24 protein-coding genes and 1 tRNA gene are annotated in these 19,403 nt (G+C 66.0%); 13 read left to right on the top strand and 12 right to left on the bottom strand.

The features are described from left to right. Positions 1 to 5 precede the first annotated feature (5 nt). From ACFQPG_RS01475 to ACFQPG_RS01450, 6 genes are read left to right on the top strand one after another with little or no spacing between them, the layout of a single operon-like run. Positions 6 to 464 (top strand): RrF2 family transcriptional regulator, encoded by a 459-nt coding sequence (locus tag ACFQPG_RS01475; RefSeq protein ID WP_380809676.1) that lies wholly within the window; start codon positions 6 to 8, stop codon positions 462 to 464. A gap of 36 nt (positions 465 to 500) precedes the next feature. After that, positions 501 to 1,550 (top strand): sulfate ABC transporter substrate-binding protein, encoded by a 1,050-nt coding sequence (locus tag ACFQPG_RS01470; protein WP_380809675.1) that lies wholly within the window; start codon positions 501 to 503, stop codon positions 1,548 to 1,550. Between the two features lie 33 nt (positions 1,551 to 1,583). Continuing rightward, positions 1,584 to 3,149: a porin gene (locus tag ACFQPG_RS01465; protein ID WP_380809673.1), complete on the top strand. Its 1,566-nt coding sequence runs from the start codon at positions 1,584 to 1,586 to the stop codon at positions 3,147 to 3,149. Between the two features lie 20 nt (positions 3,150 to 3,169). Beyond that, positions 3,170 to 3,994, top strand: a complete 825-nt coding sequence (gene cysT / locus ACFQPG_RS01460; protein ID WP_380811667.1) for a sulfate ABC transporter permease subunit CysT — start codon at positions 3,170 to 3,172, stop codon at positions 3,992 to 3,994. After that, positions 3,994 to 4,836, top strand: a complete 843-nt coding sequence (gene cysW / locus ACFQPG_RS01455) for a sulfate ABC transporter permease subunit CysW (RefSeq protein ID WP_380809671.1) — start codon at positions 3,994 to 3,996, stop codon at positions 4,834 to 4,836. The genes cysT and cysW overlap by 1 nt, the downstream gene beginning before the upstream one ends. Continuing rightward, positions 4,805 to 5,554: a sulfate/molybdate ABC transporter ATP-binding protein gene (locus tag ACFQPG_RS01450; RefSeq protein WP_380809669.1), complete on the top strand. Its 750-nt coding sequence runs from the start codon at positions 4,805 to 4,807 to the stop codon at positions 5,552 to 5,554. Before cysW ends, ACFQPG_RS01450 begins: the two co-directional genes overlap by 32 nt. Before the next feature lie 13 nt (positions 5,555 to 5,567). Here ACFQPG_RS01450 and ACFQPG_RS01445 read toward each other — a convergent pair whose 3' ends face one another. Beyond that, positions 5,568 to 6,230, bottom strand: a complete 663-nt coding sequence (locus ACFQPG_RS01445) for a DNA-binding response regulator (protein WP_380809667.1) — start codon at positions 6,228 to 6,230, stop codon at positions 5,568 to 5,570. A 275-nt stretch (positions 6,231 to 6,505) separates the two neighbouring features. Here ACFQPG_RS01445 and ACFQPG_RS01440 point away from each other — a divergent pair, with 275 nt between their 5' ends. Continuing rightward, positions 6,506 to 7,165, top strand: coding sequence for a LuxR C-terminal-related transcriptional regulator (locus ACFQPG_RS01440; RefSeq protein ID WP_380809665.1), 660 nt, complete (start codon positions 6,506 to 6,508; stop codon positions 7,163 to 7,165). Between the two features lie 128 nt (positions 7,166 to 7,293). Here the strand turns inward: ACFQPG_RS01440 and ACFQPG_RS01435 are convergent, their stop codons facing one another. Continuing rightward, the gene (locus ACFQPG_RS01435) at positions 7,294 to 7,986 is read right to left on the bottom strand and encodes a polysaccharide biosynthesis/export family protein (protein ID WP_380809663.1); all 693 of its coding nucleotides are present in this window, start codon (positions 7,984 to 7,986) and stop codon (positions 7,294 to 7,296) included. Between the two features lie 386 nt (positions 7,987 to 8,372). On the opposite strand from ACFQPG_RS01435, the gene ACFQPG_RS01430 reads away from it, so the two are divergent. Beyond that, positions 8,373 to 9,155 (top strand): sugar transferase, encoded by a 783-nt coding sequence (locus ACFQPG_RS01430; RefSeq protein ID WP_380809661.1) that lies wholly within the window; start codon positions 8,373 to 8,375, stop codon positions 9,153 to 9,155. 92 nt (positions 9,156 to 9,247) lie between these two features. Here ACFQPG_RS01430 and ACFQPG_RS01425 read toward each other — a convergent pair. After that, positions 9,248 to 9,338, bottom strand: a tRNA-Ser gene (locus tag ACFQPG_RS01425). A 122-nt stretch (positions 9,339 to 9,460) separates the two neighbouring features. Between ACFQPG_RS01425 and ACFQPG_RS01420 the strand changes: the two genes are divergently transcribed. From ACFQPG_RS01420 to ACFQPG_RS01410, 3 genes are read left to right on the top strand one after another with little or no spacing between them, the layout of a single operon-like run. Then, positions 9,461 to 9,856 carry a metallopeptidase family protein gene (locus ACFQPG_RS01420; RefSeq protein ID WP_380809659.1) on the top strand — a complete coding sequence of 132 codons (396 nt, stop codon included), beginning with the start codon at positions 9,461 to 9,463 and terminating at the stop codon, positions 9,854 to 9,856. Continuing rightward, positions 9,853 to 10,428: a heme ABC exporter ATP-binding protein CcmA gene (ccmA, locus tag ACFQPG_RS01415; protein ID WP_380809657.1), complete on the top strand. Its 576-nt coding sequence runs from the start codon at positions 9,853 to 9,855 to the stop codon at positions 10,426 to 10,428. Before ACFQPG_RS01420 ends, ccmA begins: the two co-directional genes overlap by 4 nt. Continuing rightward, entirely contained in the window at positions 10,428 to 11,063 is a 636-nt protein-coding gene (locus tag ACFQPG_RS01410; protein ID WP_380811665.1) for a heme exporter protein CcmB, read from the top strand. The genes ccmA and ACFQPG_RS01410 overlap by 1 nt, the downstream gene beginning before the upstream one ends. Here ACFQPG_RS01410 and ACFQPG_RS01405 read toward each other — a convergent pair. The 8 genes from ACFQPG_RS01405 to ACFQPG_RS01370 are packed head-to-tail and all read right to left on the bottom strand — an operon-like array spanning position 11,060 to position 16,589. Continuing rightward, positions 11,060 to 11,935, bottom strand: coding sequence for a class I SAM-dependent methyltransferase (locus tag ACFQPG_RS01405; protein ID WP_380809655.1), 876 nt, complete (start codon positions 11,933 to 11,935; stop codon positions 11,060 to 11,062). The genes ACFQPG_RS01410 and ACFQPG_RS01405 overlap by 4 nt on opposite strands. Next, positions 11,932 to 13,161 carry a M16 family metallopeptidase gene (locus ACFQPG_RS01400; protein WP_380809654.1) on the bottom strand — a complete coding sequence of 410 codons (1,230 nt, stop codon included), beginning with the start codon at positions 13,159 to 13,161 and terminating at the stop codon, positions 11,932 to 11,934. The genes ACFQPG_RS01405 and ACFQPG_RS01400 overlap by 4 nt, the downstream gene beginning before the upstream one ends. Continuing rightward, positions 13,158 to 13,751, bottom strand: coding sequence for an SURF1 family protein (locus ACFQPG_RS01395; RefSeq protein WP_380809653.1), 594 nt, complete (start codon positions 13,749 to 13,751; stop codon positions 13,158 to 13,160). The genes ACFQPG_RS01400 and ACFQPG_RS01395 overlap by 4 nt, the downstream gene beginning before the upstream one ends. Continuing rightward, positions 13,748 to 14,122 carry a DUF983 domain-containing protein gene (locus tag ACFQPG_RS01390; RefSeq protein WP_380809652.1) on the bottom strand — a complete coding sequence of 125 codons (375 nt, stop codon included), beginning with the start codon at positions 14,120 to 14,122 and terminating at the stop codon, positions 13,748 to 13,750. The genes ACFQPG_RS01395 and ACFQPG_RS01390 overlap by 4 nt, the downstream gene beginning before the upstream one ends. Then, positions 14,119 to 14,949, bottom strand: a complete 831-nt coding sequence (locus ACFQPG_RS01385; protein ID WP_380809650.1) for a cytochrome c oxidase subunit 3 — start codon at positions 14,947 to 14,949, stop codon at positions 14,119 to 14,121. The genes ACFQPG_RS01390 and ACFQPG_RS01385 overlap by 4 nt, the downstream gene beginning before the upstream one ends. A gap of 32 nt (positions 14,950 to 14,981) precedes the next feature. After that, entirely contained in the window at positions 14,982 to 15,524 is a 543-nt protein-coding gene (locus tag ACFQPG_RS01380; RefSeq protein WP_380809649.1) for a cytochrome c oxidase assembly protein, read from the bottom strand. Next, a complete protein-coding gene (locus tag ACFQPG_RS01375; RefSeq protein WP_380809647.1) occupies positions 15,521 to 15,667 on the bottom strand; it encodes a hypothetical protein in 147 nt (48 codons plus the stop codon). Before ACFQPG_RS01375 ends, ACFQPG_RS01380 begins: the two co-directional genes overlap by 4 nt. Positions 15,668 to 15,671: 4 nt before the next feature. Further along, entirely contained in the window at positions 15,672 to 16,589 is a 918-nt protein-coding gene (locus ACFQPG_RS01370) for a heme o synthase (RefSeq protein WP_380809646.1), read from the bottom strand. Between the two features lie 50 nt (positions 16,590 to 16,639). Between ACFQPG_RS01370 and ACFQPG_RS01365 the strand changes: the two genes are divergently transcribed. Continuing rightward, positions 16,640 to 17,236 (top strand): peptidylprolyl isomerase, encoded by a 597-nt coding sequence (locus ACFQPG_RS01365; protein ID WP_380809645.1) that lies wholly within the window; start codon positions 16,640 to 16,642, stop codon positions 17,234 to 17,236. A 4-nt stretch (positions 17,237 to 17,240) separates the two neighbouring features. On the opposite strand, the gene ACFQPG_RS01360 is transcribed toward ACFQPG_RS01365, so the two are convergent. Further along, positions 17,241 to 18,032, bottom strand: coding sequence for a cyclase family protein (locus ACFQPG_RS01360; protein ID WP_380809643.1), 792 nt, complete (start codon positions 18,030 to 18,032; stop codon positions 17,241 to 17,243). A gap of 110 nt (positions 18,033 to 18,142) precedes the next feature. Here ACFQPG_RS01360 and ACFQPG_RS01355 point away from each other — a divergent pair, with 110 nt between their 5' ends. Then, a complete protein-coding gene (locus ACFQPG_RS01355; RefSeq protein WP_380809642.1) occupies positions 18,143 to 19,327 on the top strand; it encodes an NAD(P)/FAD-dependent oxidoreductase in 1,185 nt (394 codons plus the stop codon). The last annotated feature ends 76 nt before the right edge of the window (positions 19,328 to 19,403 follow it).

Raw genomic sequence — 19,403 nt, 5'->3', positions numbered from 1 at the left:
GCGTCATGCTTGCCCAACGATCCCGGTACGCCCTGCGCTCGCTGCTTTACCTGGTCGAGGAGGGAGGCGGGGCTCCCGTGCAGCTCGCCCGCATCGCCGAGACTCAGAACATCCCGCCCAAGTATCTTGAGCTCATCATGCTCGACCTCAAGAAAGCCGGGTTGGTCCGCAGCCTGCGCGGGCCCCGCGGCGGCTATCAGCTCACGCTCGGGCCGTCCGAGATTTCGTTCGGGGAGATCGTCCGTGCGCTTGAAGGCCCGATCGCTCTTGTGTCGTGCGCCAGCGTCAACTTCTACACGCCCTGCGGTGACTGCCATGATGAAGCGAGCTGCGCGATTCGACGTGCGTTCACCATCGTGCGGGACCGGACAACGGAAATCCTCGACTCCATCTCCCTTGCTGAGGGAGCCGAATGGGAGGGCCGTTTGACTGAGCCGGAATGTGGCAACAATGCGGCGAAGTGAACGTTAAGTTAATTGTCCAGTGGCAGACTAGGGTTCATGCTCCGACCAGTTGCTTGGATGGAGTCGGACCTCATGAAAGTTCGTGCCCTCTTGCTTTGTGCAGCCCTGCTAGGCGGCAGCGTTGCTATGACCTCTCCAGCTGCAGCACAGGCAGTGCAGCTCCTGAACGTATCCTACGATCCGACACGAGAACTCTACTTCGACATCAACCAACAGTTCGCCCAGCGCTGGCAAGCGGCAGCAAAACAGCGAGTCACCATTCGCCAGAGTCATGGCGGTTCCGGCAAGCAGGCCCGCTCCGTGATCGACGGACTGCAAGCGGACGTGGTTACGCTCGCCCTGGCCTCCGACATCAACGAGATTGCAGCGCGCGGACTGATCGCCCCCAACTGGCAGTCGCGCCTGCCCAACAACAGCGCGCCATATTATTCGACGATCGTCTTCCTGGTCCGCAAGGGTAACCCCAAGAACATCCGCGACTGGGACGATCTGATCCGTCCTGGGGTCAAGGTCATCACCCCCAATCCGAAGACCAGCGGCGGCGCGCGGTGGAACTACCTCGCTGCCTGGGGCTATGCCCAGCGCAAATACGGGTCGCCGGCCAAGGCCCGCGAATACATGACCAGACTCTTCCGCAACGTGCCGGTCCTCGATTCCGGTGCCCGCGGTTCGACCACTACCTTTGCCCAGCGTGGCCAGGGTGACGTGCTGATTGCGTGGGAGAATGAAGCGTTTCTCGCCACCAACGAGCTCGGCAAGGGCAAGTTCGAGATTGTCGCTCCGTCCATCTCCATCCTGGCGGAGCCGCCGGTCGCGGTTGTCGACAAGGTTGTCGACCGCCGCGGCACGCGCCGTGCCGCGGAAGCCTATCTGAAATATCTCTACACCCCTGAGGCGCAGGCGACCATCGGCAAGCATTACTACCGGCCGCGCAACGCGGAGGTCGCCGCTCGCTATGCAGCGCGCTTCCCGAAGCTTCAACTCCTGCAGATCGACCGCAACTTTGGCGGCTGGAAGCGCACCCAGGCCATGCACTTCAACGACGGGGGATTGTTCGACCAGATCTTCGAGGCCGCCAAACGCTGATTCACTTCACCATGGAAACAGGGGATAATCATAATGATAAGCCTGCTTCTTGCCGGGGCTGCATCGCTTGCCCTCCAGACGCCCGAACCCACTCCCGAGCAGGACACGAACCCTGCTGTTGAGCCAGCAGTCGATCCGGGTCCCAGTCCGCTCGACACCCTAGTCGACGACAATGCCCGGTCAGCCGCGCCAGCGCTCGCTCCGACCGGCGACCCAGTGCTCGACCGGCTGAACGCGATGGAAGCGCGGATCAGGCAGTTGGAGGCCCGCAACGCCGAACTGGAACAGCAGGCCGAACTCAACCAGGAGCGGCTTGAATCCGTGGAGACCCGCGCGGCCAAGGCAGCGCAGTTCACCTGGGCGCCGACGATCGCCGACACTACCGGCGCATTCACCTTCAAGCCGCGCGGAGTGGTCGAGGCGGACGGCGCGGCCTTCTTCGAGCGTCGCGGCGGCTATGACTACAACAACGGCACAGGCTTCCGCCGTGCGCGCACCGGCCTCGAAGGCACCGCGCTCAAATGGTTCAACTACCGGATTGAAGTCGACTTCGCGGGCAACGTGGTGAACCTGACGGATGCCTACCTTCAATATACCAAGATCCCGAAGGTCGTGCTCACCCTTGGGCAGCACAAGGCGCCGTTCGGGCTCGAGTCGAACAACAGCGACAATTACAACATGTTCATGGAACGCGGCATGTTCACCAACGCGTTCGGCAATGCCGTCGCGGAACGCCGAATCGGCTTCTCCGCTGCATACGCGCCGCGCGAAACGATCAATGTCGCGGTGGGCGCCTTTGGCGACAATGAAAGCATCGGCCGCTCCAACAATCCGCCGGCGCTCGCCACGAACACACCGGACGAAAGCTGGGGGTTCAACGGCCGCGCTACCTGGGAGCCATTGTTCCAACCGGGCAAGATCATCCACCTCGGCCTGTCGGGTGCCTACCGAACCGCGCTCAAAGCTGGTGACGTGGAAGATGCGGTACGCCTGACCGACCGGCCGAACATCCGCATTGACAACGGCAACATCGCCGACACGGGCCTCATCAGCGCTGCTCTCGGCGGGGGAGGTGCGGCCGTGAAGTCGCTGCGTTACGGCGGCCTTGAGGCTGCGGGCGTGTTCGGCCCGCTCACGCTTGCCGGCGAGTATGGCAAAGTCTGGCTTGATCGGGAGGGCGCCGGAAACATCAGCTTCAATGGCTTCTACGGCTATGCCTCCTACTTCATCACCGGCGAGACCCGGCCCTTTCGAGGCGGCAACTTCGACCGGGTAAGGCCGTTTACCGAACTGGGCAAGGACGGCCTTGGCGCCTTTGAAGTGGCACTGCGCTACGACAAGATCGATCTTTCCAATACGCCGGGCTGCCGGGCGGCGCCGACAACGGCTGCCAGTTTCCTGATCCCGTGCGCCGCGACGAGCATTGCGGACGGGAATGAGGCCAGCAGCATCACCCTGGGACTGAACTGGTACTTCAATCCCTTCGCCAAGCTGATGTTCAACTGGGTCCGGTTCCGGGGGGACAATACGCCGCTGGATCCGGTCGGGGACAAGGCGGCCGGCGACGTGCTGGCGACGCGTCTTCACCTCGATTTCTGAGGGGTAGCAAACTGGTGCTGATGATACCCCAGAAACGGTCCGTCCTCCCGGGATTCTCCCTGTCCCTGGGAATCACCGTCTTCTGGCTGAGTGTCATCGTCCTCATCCCCCTGTCGGCTGTTTTCGCACGCAGCTCGGCGGGGGGATGGGCGGCCTTTGTCGCCGCCGCGCTGTCCGACCGCGCGCTCGCCGCCTACAAGCTGAGCTTCGGTGCGGCGCTGTTGGCGGCGGCGATCAACTGCGTGTTCGGACTGGTGGTGGCATGGGTGCTGGTCCGCTACGAGTTCCCCGGCAAACGGATGTTCGGGGCGGCGATCGACCTGCCTTTCGCGTTGCCGACGGCCGTTGCCGGCATAGCTCTTACGGCGCTTTACGCGGATACCGGCCTGATCGGTGAACAGCTGACCAAGCTCGGGATCGCGATCGCCTACAAGCCGGCGGGCGTGGTGCTGGCGCTGACCTTCATCGGCCTGCCGTTCGTCGTTCGCACGTTGGAGCCGGTGCTGGCGGAGGTGAGCCAGGAAACCGAGGAGGCGGCAATGACTCTTGGAGCAAGCCGCTTTCAGACCATTGCCCGGGTCATCTTCCCGACCTTGCTGCCGGCTCTCGCAACCGGCTTCGCCCTCGCTTTCGCGCGCGGTGCGGGTGAGTATGGCTCCGTCATCTTCATTGCCGGCAACATGCCGTTCGAGTCGGAGATCGCGCCCCTGCTGATCGTAACCCAGCTCGAGGAATATGATTTCGCCGGGGCGGCCTCCATCGCGGTCGTCATGCTGCTGGTCTCGTTCGTCATGCTGATGGTCCTGAACCTGCTGCAGCATTGGCAGCACCGGAGAATGGTATAATGCTCCGTCCGGCCCACTTGAGCGAAGCGCTGCCGCTGCGGTTGTTCCTGATCGGACTGGCGCTGTTCTACATCGTGCTGATGCTGGTCGTGCCGCTCGGGGCGGTCCTGTTCGAAGCGCTGCGTTCGGGCTGGGACGCGTTCGCCAGCGCGATCGTCGAGCCCGACGCACTCTCGGCGATCAAGCTGACATTGCTGGTTGCCGCCATCGCCGTTCCGCTGAACATGATCTTCGGCATCGCCGCGGCGTGGTGCATCTCGAAGTACGAGTTTCCCGGCAAGTCGGTGCTCACCACCTTGATCGAACTGCCCTTCTCCGTGTCTCCGGTGGTCTCGGGTCTCGTTTTCGTCCTGCTGTTCGGGGCGCAGGGCTGGTTCGGCGAATGGCTCCAGGCGCGAAACATCGAGATCATCTTCGCCGTGCCCGGACTGGTGCTCGCCACCGTGTTCGTCACCTTCCCCTTCGTCGCGCGGCAACTCATCCCGCTGATGACGATGCAGGGGCGGGGCTATGAGGAGGCGGCCATGTCGCTTGGCGCGACCGGGTGGCAGACCTTCTGGCACGTCACCCTGCCCAACATCCGTTTCGGGCTGTTGTACGGGGTGCTGCTCTGCAACGCCCGAGCGATGGGCGAGTTTGGCGCGGTCAGCGTCGTGTCCGGTCATATCCGCGGCGAAACCAACACCATGCCGCTGCATGTCGAGGTGCTTTACAATGAATACAACTTCATTGCCGCTTTCGCCGTCGCCTCTCTCCTCGCTGGGCTCGCGCTCGTCACTCTTGTTCTCAAGACCGCAATTGAGTGGAGGCATGGCGACGCACTTGCAGCCGGCCGGCACTAGGGTGCCGATCCATGTGGCGGGCGTTTCGAAGCGCTTCTCCGCCTTTCCCGCCCTTGGCGACATCTCCCTTGAGGTTGAGCCCGGGGAGTTCGTGGCGCTGCTCGGTCCGTCCGGGTCGGGCAAGACCACGCTCCTGCGGATCATCGCGGGTCTCGAACTGCCCGACAGCGGGCGGATCCGGTTCGGCAATCGCGACGTGACGGATGCGCCCGCAGCGAAGCGCGGCATCGGCTTCGTCTTCCAGCATTACGCACTGTTCGGACACATGACGGTGGCGGATAATATCGCCTTCGGACTCAACATCATGAAGCGCTCGCTGCGCCCAGGCCGGTCTGCCATCAAGGCCCGGGTGGAGGAACTTCTCGACCTGGTGCAACTGCCAGGGATCGGCACACGCTATCCAAGCCAGCTTTCAGGAGGGCAGCGGCAGCGCGTGGCGCTCGCGCGAGCACTGGCCCGCAAGCCGGCGATCCTGCTGCTGGATGAGCCGTTCGGCGCCCTCGACGCCAAGGTGCGGCGCGACCTCCGGGGCGCGCTCCGGACAATTCACGAGGAGCTTGGCTTGACCTCGATCTTCGTCACGCACGATCATGAAGAGGCCTTTTCCCTCGCCGACCGGGTCGCGATCCTCAATCATGGCGCGGTCCAGCAGTTCGCACGTGCAAGCGAGATCGTGGCCCAGCCCGCCAATCAGTTCGTGGTCGACTTCCTGGCCTAGTAAGCAGCTCCAGTCACGGCACCTGCGAGTCGGACTGGGCGAAATGGGTGCGCAGGGCGGCAGCCGCACTGACCCGGTTGTGGACGCCAAGCACCCGGAATGCGGCATTGACGTGCACCTTGACGGTCCCTTCCGCAATGCCGAGCATCCGCGCGATCGTGCGATTGGAATGGCCCCGACTGAGGAGCCGGAGCACCTCGCTTTGACGGCTGGTCAGCTCATAATCCAGGAACGAAAGCTGGTTCTGAGTGTCGCCGGCCGAACCATCGTCCTGGGCCGCGGCGAAGGGAACATAGTTCAACCCGGCGACGAAGCGACCGAGGATGTCGATCAGCGAGGCTTCCGGAGTTTGCTTCGGAACCAGGGCGGCAACGCCGCTGGCGGCAAGCTGCTCCAGATCAGTAGTGCCAAGACTGGTGAACAGCACCGCGATCCGCAATATTGGGTGGTGCGCCGTCAAGTAACGCAGGCCGAGGGACTGCGACATTCCGGGAAGTTCCAGGTCGACCAACGCCAGTGTTACCGGATGGCCCTTGTGTAACTCTTCTAGCAGCGAGTCGAAGCTGCCCGCCTCAGCACAAGGAAGAAGCTGCAGCTCGCGCGTTGCGACGGACCTCAGGTAATTGCGGGCGAGGGCGTCCTGATGGGCGATCAGTAAGCGTCCATGCTGATCCACGCTGAACTCCTTGCCAGCGCAGCTCGACGGAACGGCGGTTCGTCAGCTGCAAACCGTTGAGATGGCGGCGGGGACCCGGCCTGGTACGCGGCCGAGGGAACTGACCATGTTAGCAGACCCTGTAACAGAAAGCCTCTATCACTTTGTGTATACATCCAATTTGGCCGGCCGGATACTCCGAGCGACATAGACACAGGTTTATATTTTGTTAATGTGACTCTCACGCCGATGTAACAGTAGCGTCAAGCGAGAAGGGGGCAGCCGCACGGCAACCTATGGACGCAACGTCAATCGCGGTCGTCGCGGAAGGACAGGATTTCTTCAACGCCGGCCTCGCCGCCATGATGCAGACGGAGGTCGGCTTCGCCAAGGTCCTCCGGACCTCCGATTACAATGGGCTGATGAAGGTGTTGGCGCGGAGCGACGCTGAACTCCTCGTCATGGACTATGACCTCCCTGGCGCATCCGGGATCGCAACGATCAGGGAGCTTCGCCAACGCTGGCCCTCCATGCGCATCGCCGTCCTGTCGGAGCGGACCGATCTGCGTGAGGTTCTCGGCATTCTTGCGGCTGGGGCCCATGGCTTCATTCCCAAGCAGATCAGCGATTGCGCGGAGTTGCTCCGAGCGCTGCGCAGTGTCGCGGACACCGGCATCTTCGTTCCGGCGAGCCTGGTCGAGCCGGAGCGCTGGGCCAACGGCCACGACAAGGAGTTCGACTCCGGAGCGCTGGCCAACCTGACCGATCGCCAGCAACAGGTGGTCAAGCTCCTGTCGGAAGGTCATGCCAACAAGGTCATCGCGCGGGAGCTCGGCATTTCGCCAAGCACCGTCAAAGTGCACGTCCATGCGGCGTTTCGCGCTCTGGGCGTGCACAGCCGCCTTGCTGCGGTGGCCGCGCTCAGGCCCGCGCAGCGCCTGGCGGCCGACATCTGATCCACGGGGGAAGCGCGGCCGTGGCCGTGCTCCCGAGCATTCAGGACGGCAGGTTGCGCCAGGCATGAGGCAGTCTTGCGCTGCCCTGCCCGGCCAGGGCTTTGGCCATTCATGACAACTGTCTTCCGCTAAAATGGGCGGAAGATGTTGAGGATCGGCATCGAGCTGACGATGTCGCGCCACGCGCGCTTGCTTCCTGACACGCCGACGATGACCATGTCGTTGGACTTGATCTGCGGATCGGGTGCCTTGCCGCTGCGGATCTGGCGGACATCGAACACCGCGCCGGCGCGCTGCCCGTTGACGGTGCGGAACACGACCACGTCGTTGAGCGCCGCCAGCTGCGTTTCGCCCTTGGCCAGCGACAGTGCGCCCAGCAAGGTCGTGGGGCCCTCGATCGGGTAGATGCCGGGCTCAATCACTTCGCCCTGCACCGCGACCTTCTGGGCCACCGGCTTGGCGACGACCACCGACACCTGGGGGTTCTTGAGGTAGCGCTGACTGTAGCGGGCCGCGATTTCCTTGGCGAACTCGTTGGCGGTCTTGCCCCCGGCCTTGACGTCCCCGATCAGTGCCAGGTTGACGTTGCCCGATGAGTCCACCGGCGCGGCCTTAATCGACAGCTCCGGTTCCTGCAGGATCGTGATGTCGACCGCGTCCGCCGGGCCGATGCGATATTCTTCCGTGCTGACCATCGTCGTGGCCGGCGGAATGACGGCGTAGGCCGATCCCCCGCCCGGAAGGTTCGAGCCCACATTGTTGCTGGCGCAGGCGGCAAGGCCGGCAATCACCGGCACGACGGGAATGAGACGCTTCTTCATACTGCCACCTCTTGCCTCAACTGCGCGCAAGCGCCGCAATCGACACAAGCACGCACGGGGAGGACGCAACTGGAGCGTCGGCCCCGACGATATGTGTGCTCGCGCCTGCTTCACCCGACAACCGTCCCGGGGGCTTACGTCAAAGGGTCTAGCCTCGAAATCCGAGTTTCACCGACGAGGACTGACGCTCATCTTCTCAGGCCGCAGATGTCCTTTTGGGCACTTTGTACGGAGTTCGTCGAGGTCGGGCAGGTCAGCCGACCCGGGTACGCCAGTCGATCGAGACACACTGCTCGTCCGCGCCCAGCGGCACGGGCGGCAATCGGCTTCGCATGCCCTCCGCCGACACGAACCGCCGGTGCGCCACGGTGAAGGAGAGTTGAGTGATGGCCAGTCGCGCCGAAGACCTTCCACCGCTCGCCACGCAGGGCCCAAAAGCCCAACCCAGCCTTCTCCACAGCCATTCGAATGCCAGTTCGGCCGGCGGATTGTTCCGCGTGGTTCGGGACGAGCCGTTCGTCCAGTCTGCAGCGGCCGCGATCCAGCCTTCCTCGGCAACCGAGGCCCTGGTCCTCCAGCGCTGCATGGACGTGACCATTGCTATCGTCTGCCTGCTGCTGGTCTGGCCGATTCTGGTCCTCTGCGCCGTGGCCGTCCGACTGACCAGCCCCGGCCCGATCATCTACCATCACCAGCGTCTCGGCCGCGACGGCAAGGTCTTCAACTGCCTGAAGTTCAGGACGATGAGGATGGATGCCGACCGCGTCCTCGCCGCGCTGCTCGAATCGTCGCCGGCGCTGAGGACGGAATGGATCGAGTTGCGGAAACTGCGCCAGGACCCGCGGATCACCTCGATCGGCCGTTTCCTCCGCCGGTACAGTCTCGATGAGCTGCCGCAGCTGTTCAACGTCCTGCGCGGCGACATGAGCATCGTCGGCCCGCGCCCGCTCGCCACTGACGAAGCGCATTACTACGCCGAGTCGTTCGCGACCTATTGCTCGGTCAATCCAGGCATCACCGGCTTGTGGCAGGTCAGCGGACGCAACGACGTGTCGTACAGTCGCCGGGTCCAACTCGACTGCCAATATGCCACGAGCCGGACGTTGCGCGGCGATGTCTGGATCATCGTGCGCACGATCCCGGTGGTGTTCGGCGGCAACGGCTACTGACCGGCCGGGCCGGCACCCTTCCCTGGACGGCGGCATGCCGGCGTCGAACGCCGGACCGGTGGCCACTGACGAACCGATGCATCAGCGCAGGCTGGCGGAGCGGGAGGGATTCGAACCCTCGATACGGTTTTGCCGTATACTCACTTTCCAGGCGAGCGCCTTCGACCACTCGGCCACCGCTCCGCATGTTCGGCTCGCGCGAGACCGCGGGCCATGCCTGGACCGGGGCCACTTAGGCAATCGTGGGCGCGGGGGCAAGGAAGCGCTGCTTGGCGGACGCGTCGGTTGGCCGTAAGCCGCGACGCATGCGAATTTTCGGGCACCCGCCGTCGGCTGCGGACATTGAACGGATCGCTCGCGACGCGCTTGCCGCGCTTCCCGAACCATTCGCGAGCCACCTCAAGGACGTGGTGCTGCTGGTTCAGGAGTTCGCCGACGAGGAGACCCTCGCATCCGTCGGGATCGATGATCCGTTCGACCTTACCGGCCTCTACGAAGGCCGCCCGCTGACCGAGAAGAGCGTCGAGGAATCCGGTTCGCTGCCCGACCGCGTGCTCCTGTTCCGCCGCCCGATCCTGGACGAGTGGGCGGACGGCGGGGAAGAGCTGGAGCATCTTGTCGCCCATGTGCTGGTTCATGAGGTCGGGCACCACTTCGGCTTCAGCGACGACGACATGCACGCGCTGGAACGGCAGCATTGAGTTCGCTGCTCTGCTTCGAGCATGTCGCCTGCGTTCGCGGCGGCCGCCTGCTGTTCGAGCAGGTCAGCTTCGAGCTTGCGGCAGGCGACGCGATGCTGGTGCGCGGCCCCAATGGGGCGGGCAAGTCCAGCCTCCTCCGGCTTGCGGCCGGCCTGCTCCAGCCAGCGGCAGGCAACGTGCAGCGCGGCGCCGACGTGTCGCTGGCCGACGATGCCTTGGCTCTTGACCGCGAAGCCCCGCTAGGGCGGGCTTTGGCGTTTTGGGCAAAGCTCGATGGGCGTGGTCCCGAGCTGGGCATTGCGCTCGGCGCCTTCAATTTGCGGCGCCTGGCCGACGTGCCCGTTCGAATGCTCTCCACCGGGCAGGCGCGGCGAGCGCGGCTGGCGCGGACGGTGGCGTCCGGCGCGCCGCTGTGGCTGCTCGACGAGCCGCTGAACGGCCTGGACGCGGCAAGCGCCGACCATCTCGACCTTGCGATCACGGCACACCGCCACAACGGCGGTGCGGTTGTGGCGGCGTCCCACCTGCCGCTGCCCGGCGGCGCCTGGCGGACCCTGGAGCTGGGCAGGTGATCGCAGCACTCGTGTTTCGCGAAGCCCGACGTGCGCTGGGCGGCGCCGCCTGGTTGCCGGTCATGTTCTTCCTGCTGGTCGCGACGATCTTTCCGTTTGCGATTGGGCCGGATGCGCGGCTGCTGGCGCGGATTGGCGGGGGCGCGCTGTGGATCGCCGCGCTGACCTCGGGGCTGCTGCCGCTGGACCGGCTGATCGAGCCGGACCGGGCCGACGGGGTGCTCGATCAGCTCGCCATCCGCGGCTGCTCGGGCGAGGAGATTGCCGTGGCCAAGATCCTCGGCCACTGGCTGACGTTCGGGCCCTTGCTGCTGCTTGCCGCGGTGCCGGGGTCGGTGCTGCTTGGGCTCGACGAAGCCGCCCTGGGCCGGGTGCTCCTCACCCTGGCAATCGGCACGCCGGCGCTGGCGGCGCTGGCCGTCGCGGTGGCCAGCCTGACCGCGGGTCTCCGCGCAAGCCCGGCGCTGAGTGGCCTGCTGCTGCTTCCATTGGCGATACCGCTGCTGATCTTCGGGGCTTCGGCCGCGGGCGAGGGCGGCAACGGCGCGCTGAAGCTCGAAGCGGCGGTCGCCCTCTTCGTCCTTGCCGGGGCGCCGTTCGTCTCCGGGGCAGCGATCCGCGCGCTGCGGACCTAATCGCGCGACCAGCGGGCGAAGATGGCGGTCGGCAACAGCAGTCCCCGCGCTTCCTCGCGGACAGCCATTTCACCGGCTTCGACCCGGCCACCGAGATCGGCCGTCAGCTGGCGGAGCAGCTCGCCGATGGCCAGCGCCGACATGCGCACGGCGTAGACCGTCAGCACCAGGAAGCGGCTATTCTCGTCCAGCAGCTTGCGACAGTCTGCGAGCAGCGGCGCAAGATGCTCTTCCAGCCGCCACACCTCGCCAGTCGGGCCTCGGCCGAACTTCGGCGGGTCGAGCAGAATGCCGTCGTAGCGGCGGCCCCGCCGGACCTCGCGCGCCGTGAACTTGGCGGCATCGTCGACCATCCAGCGGATCGGCCGGTCGCTCAGCCCGGACAGGGCCGCATTGTCCTTGCCGGCGTCGACGCTCTTCTTGGACGCGTCGACATGCACCATCCGGGCACCGGCTTCGCTGAGCAGCAGCGTACCGACGCCGGTGTAGCCGAACAGGTTCATGATCTCCGCGTCGCCGGGCCCTTGCTGGACCCTGTCCCGCATCCAGTCCCATTGCGGCGCCATGTCCGGGAAGAATGCAAGGTGGCGGAACGGCGTCAGCGACGCGTGGAACCGTACCGCTCCCCGGCTCAGCGGCCAGCTGCGCTCGACAGCCCGGTGGTGGACCCAGCGACCGCCCCCTTCCTCATCCGAGCCGGGAATGAAGCTCGCGTCCGGATCCCAATCCCCATGGGCGGGCGCCCACATCGCCTGCGGGTCCGGGCGGACGACGCGCACCGGGCCGTAGCGCTCCAGTTTCAGGCCGTTGCCCGAATCGATCAGGCCCCAGTCCGCCCAGGGCTCGGCCACCAGCGTGAGGAGATCGGTCATGCGGCGAGCGCGAGGTTTCCGCCGACGCAGGCAAGCGCGGTCGGTCCTTCGTGGAGTGCGGCTCCGGCTGCCCGTGCGGCGACGGCATCGACCGCACGAATCTCGTCAAGTGTTTCGGCGAGAGGGACCAACCGGCCGAAGATCTCGAAATTGCGGGCGTGATGGTCGGCGCGGCCTTGAGCGGTCTCCAGGCTCATCAGCAGGCCGGCCTCGATCTGCGCCCGGGCGCGGCTCACTTCCTGCGGCGACAGGTCGTCAGCGGCTGCGCGCACGATCTGGCGGGCAAGCGCCAGGGCGGCGGCGGCGTCGCTGCAATCGGTCGCCGCGCTCACCGCGAAAAGGCCGCTGTCGGCAAACCCCTGGGTCCAGGAATAGATGGAGTAAGCCAGGCCGCGCTCTTCCCGGAGCATCTGGAACAGCCGCGAGGACATGCCGCCCCCGACGGCCTGCGAGAAGATGCTGGTCGCCGGCATTGCCGCCGCACCTGCCGCGGGACCTGGCAGGGCGAAGCTCCAGTGCGCCTGCTCGCAACTGCGCGCGTCGATCCGCTCGCCGCCGCCGAAAGAGGCTTGCACCGTTGCTGGCGGCGGGGAGGCGGCCATGTCGCCGAAGCGCTTCTCCGCCAACGCCAGAAGCGCGTCCTCGTCGACCGCCCCAGCAGCCACAAGCAGCAGCCGCGAGGCAACCAGCTCGCGCCTCATCCAGTCGGTCAGGTCATTCCTTGTGAGCGCCCGCACCGACTGCTCGGTGCCGATGATCGGCCGCCCAAGCGCTTGCCCACCGAACGCCGCCTCGAACAGCAGGTCGCCGGCGAAGTCCTCGGGATTGTCGCGATATTCGCCGAGCTCGGAGAGAACCACGCCCTTCTCGCGCTCGAGTTCGTCCGCATCGAGGTCCGGCTCGCGCAGCAGGTCGGCAATCAGGTTCACCGCCAGCGGCACGTCCGCCGCCAGGGTCCGTGCGTGGAACACCGTCTGGTCGCGACCGGTCCAGGCGTTGAGGTGGCCGCCGACATCCTCGATCGCTTCCGCGATCTGGCGGGCGGAGCGGCCGGCGGCGCCCTTGAACACCATATGCTCGAGCATGTGGGCGAGCCCGCCCTGGCCGAACGCTTCGGCGCGGGAGCCGACACCGGCGTGGAGGCCGACCGCGGCGGATTGGGCGCCGGGCACCGGATCGACAATGATCGAAAGGCCGTTCGGAAGGGTATGCAGGCGCGGGGTCATGAAGTCGTCTTCGCCCTCCGACCGCGAAGCGCAAGCCCATAGATGATCAATGCGCTGAGCGCGAACAGGAACCATTGCACTGCGTATGAGCGGTGGTTGTTGGGGATGTCGGCCGGGCTGGGCGGAGCGCTCGCCTCGAGCCCGGCCTGCCCCGATGCGGAGATCAGGCGCATCCGGACCTGGCTGTCCGGGCCGATCACGCCGGCGACCGGACCGCCCCGCCAGGCAGCGCCCGCCAGAGGATCGCGCGACCACCCGATGTCAATCCTCATGCCGGGACCTTCGGCACCGGTGTCACAATCGACCAGATGGCTGTAGCCGCTCTCGCCGCGGCGGTTGCGGCCAGCGACCGCCTTGCTGAAGACGGGCCGGAGACACAAACCGCTCGCTTGACGGAATAGCGGCAGGTCTGTGTCTGACACGGGCACGGTTGGCCATGCCACGGCAGGAAGGTGCTCGGCCTGATTGTAGCGGGCGAGCGACGCCTCTTTCTCAGCCGCGCGCTGAAGTTGCCAAATGCCCAGCCCGACCATCACCAATACCGCGGCGGCGACGACGAGAGTTGGGAGGAGCGGGATCCGGCGGGTCACTGGACGATCTGCCCCTCGCGAGCCTTGTGCTGATATTCCTGGGCCAGCAGCAGTATCTTGCCGAGGCGCAGGCCGGGAGCCGTAAGCAGCACGGCGACGGGGACCCAGACCAGGTGAACCCACCACGGCGGCTCGAGCACGGCGTCGGTGACCAGCGCGCCGACGGTCACGACCGCGCCGACGATCAGGATCAGGAACGCCGCTGGCCCGTCACCGACATTGAACTGGCTGAAGCTCAGGTCGCAAGCCGAGCAGCGCTCCGCGAACCGCACCCAGCCGCGGAACAGCTTGCCCTTCCCGCAGCGGGGGCAGAGCCCGCGCAAGGCCAAGGAGGCCGGCGCAAGCTCCTGCCGCGGGTCGTGGTCGATCAACCGTGAACCGGCGCGCCCCAGCCGCCCCATACGTAGATGGACACGAACAGGAACAGCCAGACGACGTCGACGAAGTGCCAGTACCAGGCCGCCGCTTCGAACCCGAAGTGCTTTTGCGGCGTGAAGTCGCCCTTGGCGGCGCGCAGGTAGCAGATGATCAGGAAGATGGTGCCGACGATCACATGGAAGCCGTGGAAGCCGGTCGCCATGAAGAATGTGGAGGAATAGATGTTGCCGCCATTGGCCAGGCTGAAGGCGAACGGGGCATGGACATATTCGTACGCCTGGATGGCCGAGAACAGCAGGCCGAGCGCAATCGTCGCCAGCAGGCCCTTCTTCAGGCCCTCGCGGTCGCCATGGATCAGCGAATGGTGCGCCCAGGTGACGGTGGTGCCCGAACACAGCAGGATGAAGGTGTTGAGCAGCGGCCAGCCAAACGGGTCGAGCACTTCGGTGCCCTTGGGCGGCCATTGTGCGCCAACGGCGTCGACCGCGCTGGGGAACAGGGCATTGTCGAAGAATGCCCAGAACCACGCGACGAAGAACATTACTTCGGATGCGATGAACAGGATCATGCCGTAGCGCAGGTGAAGCTGCACGATCGGCGTATGGTCGCCGGCGCGGCTTTCATGCACCACGTCGCGCCACCAGCTGTACATGGTCACCAGCACGCCGGCCAAGCCGAGCAGGGTCACGAACATCCCGTAAGGGTTGTCGTGCATCCACATCACTCCGCCGCCGGTCAGCGCCAGCGCCGAGAAACTGCCCAGCAGCGGCCACAGGCTGGGCGGCAGGATGTGATACGGATGGTTCTTCGTGGCGGCCATGGGCGTCTCGCGTTCCTCTGTTTAATTGCGCTCTAGCGGGCGCTTTCCGGATTTTCCACCGGGTAAAACGTATAGGAGAGGGTGATCTCGTCGAGCGTGCTCGTGGCCTCGTCCTCGCGGATCTTGGGATCGACGAAGAACACCACCGGCATGTCGACTTCCTCGCCGGGTTTCAGCGTCTGTTCCGTGAAGCAGAAGCATTCGATCTTGCTGAAATACTGACCCGCCTTGGCGGGCGACACGTTGAAGATCGCCCGCCCAGTAGTCGCGCGAGCGACCATGTTCTTCGAGCGGTAGTTGACCACCGTCCGCGCGCCGGGAGCGATCTGGATCCGCTCCGGCGCGGTGAAACTCCACGGCAGGGCTGGGTTGATGTTGGCATCGAAGCGGATGCCGATCCGCCCAGCGACGGGGCCCGGAGCCGTCTCGGCGCGCAGCGGAGTGCCGCCGAAGCCCGTCACCTGGCAGAAGATCCGGTACAGCGGCACGGAGGCGAAGGCGACGCCGACCATGACCAGCACGAACAGCACCGCCTTCAGCGCGACGCTGCGGTTCTTCTGCGCAAGCGTAGTCATTGGTTGATCGACATCTTGGCGATGGTGATGGCGAACACCAGCACGACGAAGCCGATCAGCAGCAAAGCGGTTGCGCGCGCGCCGCTCGCCTGGCGCTTGCGGATCAGCTCGTCTTCGGGGCGCGGTGCGCGGTCGTCGGTCATCGGTTCATCCGTGAAGGAGAGGGGCGGCGAAGCGGTCAACCACCAGCGCGCCAAAGAGGAGGAACAGGTAGGCGATCGAGAAAGCGAACAGCCGCTTTTCCGGGCCCATGCTAGCCGGCTCGGTTGCCTTGTTCGCCAGCACGGCGAACGCCAGGAAGACGAAGAAAGCCGACAAGGCCGCCGCCGCGACGCCGTAGATCGGGCCGGTCAGCCCCAGCATCCAGGGCGCAACAGCGCAGGCGGCCATTGGCAAGCTGTAGAGCGCCACCTGTCGCCGCGTCGCCTGCGCGCCGGCCACCACCGGCAGCATCGGCACCCCCGCGGCGGCATAGTCGGAGCGGACGAACAGGCTCAGCGCCCAGAAATGCGGCGGGGTCCACAGGAAGATCAGCAGGAACAGCAGCACCGGCAGCAGCGCGATTTCTCCCGTCGCCGCGGCCCAGCCGATCAGTGGCGGAAATGCCCCAGCCGCGCCTCCGATGACGATGTTCTGCGGTGTCCGGCGCTTCAGCCAGACCGTGTAGATCAGCACATAGAACAGGATGGACACGGCCAGGATCGCCGCCGCCAGGTGATTGGCGGCAAGGTCCATCAGGATCACTGAAAAGATCGACAGGCCGACCGCGAAGTGCAGTGCGGTCTGCCGGCTCATCCGCCCGGCGGGAAGTGGCCGCGCGGACGTGCGCCGCATCTGCGCGTCGAGGTCCGCCTCATACCATTGGTTGAGCGCCCCCGCTCCGCCCGCCCCCAGCGCGATGCACAGCACGCTGGCGAAGGCGAGCACCGGATTCATTGCCACTGGCGCGGCGAGGAGCCCGCACAGGCCGGTGAACACCACCAGCGTCATCACCCGCGGCTTGGTCAGCGCGAACAGGTCCCGCCAGTCGGCAGGCAGATCGGGGGCAGCGGCGGCGGGTGTCATGGCTCGCGCCGCCTATAGAGCGGTCGGCGAAGAGTCGCTAGGCTGCGGAGATGATCCACCGAATCGCTCTTCTTCTCAGCGCCTTCGCCGCAGTTCCGGCCCTTGCCCAAGCTCCGGCCGCTCCGCCTTCCGCGGTAGCGCCCAAGGACGATCTTGTTCGCGTTGCGCTGGACACCGACAAGGGCCGCATCGTGCTCGCGCTGGACGCCAGGCGGGCGCCGGTCACCACCACCAACTTCCTGCGATACGTCGATGCCAAGAGGTTCGACGGCATCAGCTTTTACCGCGCGATGCCTTACGGCAAGGGCAGCGGGCTGATCCAGGCCGGCATCACCAAGGATGCGCGCCTGCTCTATCCGCCGATCGCGCACGAGCCGCCGTCGCAAACGGGCGTGACCATGGACGCCGGGGCGATAGCGATGGCCAACATCGGCCCGGGCACCGCACGTGCCGATTTCTTCATCCTCGCCGGACCGATCACGACCTTCGGCGACAGCTTCGCGGCGTTCGGCCGGGTGGTCGAGGGCATGGACGTGGTGAAAGCCATCCTCGCCGCCCCCGTCGATCCCGCCAAGGGCAGCGGCGCGATGAAGGGGCAGATGCTTGAGCCCGCGATCAAGGTCATCGCTGCGCGGCGGGTGAACTAGCCGCTTACGGCAGCAGGGCGATGATCCGCGCGGGCCCACCGCTGCCGCCCCGGATCTTCATCGGCAGTGCGATCACCGTCGCGCCCGCCGGCGGCAGTTGCTCAAGGCTGGCGACATTCTCCAACCCGGGAATGTTCGCGGCGGACAGAATACGATGCGCCATGAAGTCCCGCGACTGCCCATTGTCGAGGCTTGGCGTATCGATCCCAACGGCATCGACACGCCGGCGGACGAGCAGTTCGGCTGCCTCCCGCGAGATGCCGGGGAAGTGCAGGTTGGCCGTATCCCGCGGGACGGCACTGCCCAGGTAGCGCTTGCGATCGGTCCAGAAGCGAGCCCAGCCGGAGCGGATAAGAACGATGCTGTTCGGCGGGATCGGTCCGTAGCTGATTTCCCAGCGGTGGAGGTCACCCGGCCCGACACGATAATCACGGTCGCGAGCCGCGGCCTCGGAAACATCGATCACGGCTGCCGGCCCGAGCAGCCGGGACAAGGGGACTTCGTCCGCCGCCTGTTGCCCTTCAGCGAAGTGGATCGGCGCATCCAGGTGGGTGCCGCCATGCTCGCTCGCCGAGTAGCGGCCGGCGGTGTACCAGTAGCCGCCCGGCGCCCGGCCCCACGCCTCCTTTTCCCATGTGAAGGGTTTGGCGGTCGGCCAGTAGATCGTCCGCTCATCGAAGGCATGGGTCAGGTCGATGATCCTGGTGTCGTCGACCCGATTGGGGGCAGGGCTTGGCGCCAGGAATGCGGCAGCGAGCAGCGCCGAAGCGCCCAGCCGGACGGTGGTGCTCTGCATGGCAGCCTCCGCTTCGAGGGGCGGCAAGGATAACATGAGGCGCGGGGCGGGCCTACGGATGTGAGCTGGTGCTCATTCCCGCCGCCGACGGCGCACGCTAGGACGGCGCCATGCGGAACGGCACCACCTCCTTCGACGCGATCATCCTCGGTGCCGGTGCCGCCGGGCTGATGTGCGCGGCGGTCGCCGGCCAGCGCGGGCGGCGGGTGCTGCTGGTGGACCATGCCGATGAGCCGGGGAAGAAGATCCTGATTTCCGGCGGCGGGCGATGCAACTTCACCAATGTGCACGCCGGACCGCAGAACTATCTGTCGGCCAACCCGCATTTCATGAAGTCGGCGCTTGGACGCTATACCCCGGCCGACTTCGTTGCGCTGGTCGACGAACACCGAATCGCCTGGCACGAAAAGACCCTCGGTCAATTGTTCTGCGACAATTCCGCGCGGCAGATCGTCGCCATGCTGCTCGCCGAATGTGAGAAGGGCGGGGTCACGCTGCAGCTTGGCGAGACGGTCGGGCAAGTGGCCCACACGGATGGCCGCTTCTGCGTTCGGGTCGGCGAGCGATCCCTGGAGGCACCGCAGTTGGTGCTGGCGACGGGCGGGCCATCGATCCCGAAGCTCGGCGCGACCGGATTTGCCTACGACCTTGCCCGACGCTTCGGCCTGAAGGTGGTCGAGCCGCGTCCCGCGTTGGTCCCGCTGACGCTGAGCGGAGAGGAGGCGTTGTTCCGCGAACTGTCGGGCGTCGCGACCGAAGTGGTCGCCCGCAGCGGCTCGGCGAGATTTCGCGAGGCGGCGCTGTTCACCCACCGCGGAATGTCCGGGCCTGCGATCCTGCAAGTCTCCAGCTACTGGCGGCACGGACAGGCGATCGCGATCGACTTCCTCCCTGACGACGAGCCCGGCTGGCTCGTCACTGAAAAGCGGTTCCGGCCACGGGCGACAGCCGCGGCAACGCTGCGGTCGAAGCTTCCGGTCCGGCTGGCGGATACGCTTGGGCAGCGGCTCGGTCTTTCCGGCGAGCTTGGCAGCATCACCGACCGGCGGCTGCAGGGCGCGGGCGCGACACTCGCCGGCTGGACCTTCCGCCCGAATGGCACCGAAGGGTTCGCAAAGGCCGAGGTGACCGTCGGCGGTATCGCGACGGCTGGGCTGTCGTCGCAGACGATGGCGGCGAGGCATCTGCCGGGCCTGTTCTGCATCGGCGAGGCGGTGGACGTCACCGGCTGGCTCGGCGGGTATAATTTTCAGTGGGCCTGGGCCAGCGGCTGGGCGGCCGGGCAGGTCCTTTAGGCCTACCGTGGTCGGCCTCGCGGCAGCAAAGCCCGTGACTCGGTGCGTCGCCCCCCGCAGCCCGCCCCGGATTCCT

It is taken from the genome of Sphingomonas sp. GCM10030256, assembly GCF_042666415.1.
Taxonomy (GTDB): Bacteria; Pseudomonadota; Alphaproteobacteria; order Sphingomonadales; family Sphingomonadaceae; genus Sphingomicrobium.
The sequence above is the reverse complement of the archived record's forward strand: the minus strand, read 5'-3'. Positions and strand labels throughout refer to the sequence as shown.

Coding starts and splice junctions, on each gene's coding strand:
- ACFQPG_RS01430 (WP_380809661.1), top strand. CDS start 8,373: ATGGCCAGTCGCGCCGAAGACCTTCCACCGCTCGCCACGCAGGGCCCA.
- ACFQPG_RS01375 (WP_380809647.1), bottom strand. CDS start 15,667: ATGACCGACGACCGCGCACCGCGCCCCGAAGACGAGCTGATCCGCAAG.
- ACFQPG_RS01360 (WP_380809643.1), bottom strand. CDS start 18,032: ATGCAGAGCACCACCGTCCGGCTGGGCGCTTCGGCGCTGCTCGCTGCC.
- ACFQPG_RS01475 (WP_380809676.1), top strand. CDS start 6: ATGCTTGCCCAACGATCCCGGTACGCCCTGCGCTCGCTGCTTTACCTG.
- ACFQPG_RS01355 (WP_380809642.1), top strand. CDS start 18,143: ATGCGGAACGGCACCACCTCCTTCGACGCGATCATCCTCGGTGCCGGT.
- ACFQPG_RS01400 (WP_380809654.1), bottom strand. CDS start 13,161: ATGACCCCGCGCCTGCATACCCTTCCGAACGGCCTTTCGATCATTGTC.
- ACFQPG_RS01440 (WP_380809665.1), top strand. CDS start 6,506: ATGGACGCAACGTCAATCGCGGTCGTCGCGGAAGGACAGGATTTCTTC.
- cysW (WP_380809671.1), top strand. CDS start 3,994: ATGCTCCGTCCGGCCCACTTGAGCGAAGCGCTGCCGCTGCGGTTGTTC.
- ACFQPG_RS01465 (WP_380809673.1), top strand. CDS start 1,584: ATGATAAGCCTGCTTCTTGCCGGGGCTGCATCGCTTGCCCTCCAGACG.
- ACFQPG_RS01385 (WP_380809650.1), bottom strand. CDS start 14,949: ATGGCCGCCACGAAGAACCATCCGTATCACATCCTGCCGCCCAGCCTG.
- cysT (WP_380811667.1), top strand. CDS start 3,170: ATGATACCCCAGAAACGGTCCGTCCTCCCGGGATTCTCCCTGTCCCTG.
- ACFQPG_RS01470 (WP_380809675.1), top strand. CDS start 501: ATGCTCCGACCAGTTGCTTGGATGGAGTCGGACCTCATGAAAGTTCGT.
- ACFQPG_RS01365 (WP_380809645.1), top strand. CDS start 16,640: ATGATCCACCGAATCGCTCTTCTTCTCAGCGCCTTCGCCGCAGTTCCG.
- ACFQPG_RS01380 (WP_380809649.1), bottom strand. CDS start 15,524: ATGACTACGCTTGCGCAGAAGAACCGCAGCGTCGCGCTGAAGGCGGTG.
- ACFQPG_RS01450 (WP_380809669.1), top strand. CDS start 4,805: ATGGCGACGCACTTGCAGCCGGCCGGCACTAGGGTGCCGATCCATGTG.
- ACFQPG_RS01370 (WP_380809646.1), bottom strand. CDS start 16,589: ATGACACCCGCCGCCGCTGCCCCCGATCTGCCTGCCGACTGGCGGGAC.
- ACFQPG_RS01435 (WP_380809663.1), bottom strand. CDS start 7,986: ATGAAGAAGCGTCTCATTCCCGTCGTGCCGGTGATTGCCGGCCTTGCC.
- ACFQPG_RS01405 (WP_380809655.1), bottom strand. CDS start 11,935: ATGACCGATCTCCTCACGCTGGTGGCCGAGCCCTGGGCGGACTGGGGC.
- ACFQPG_RS01420 (WP_380809659.1), top strand. CDS start 9,461: ATGCGAATTTTCGGGCACCCGCCGTCGGCTGCGGACATTGAACGGATC.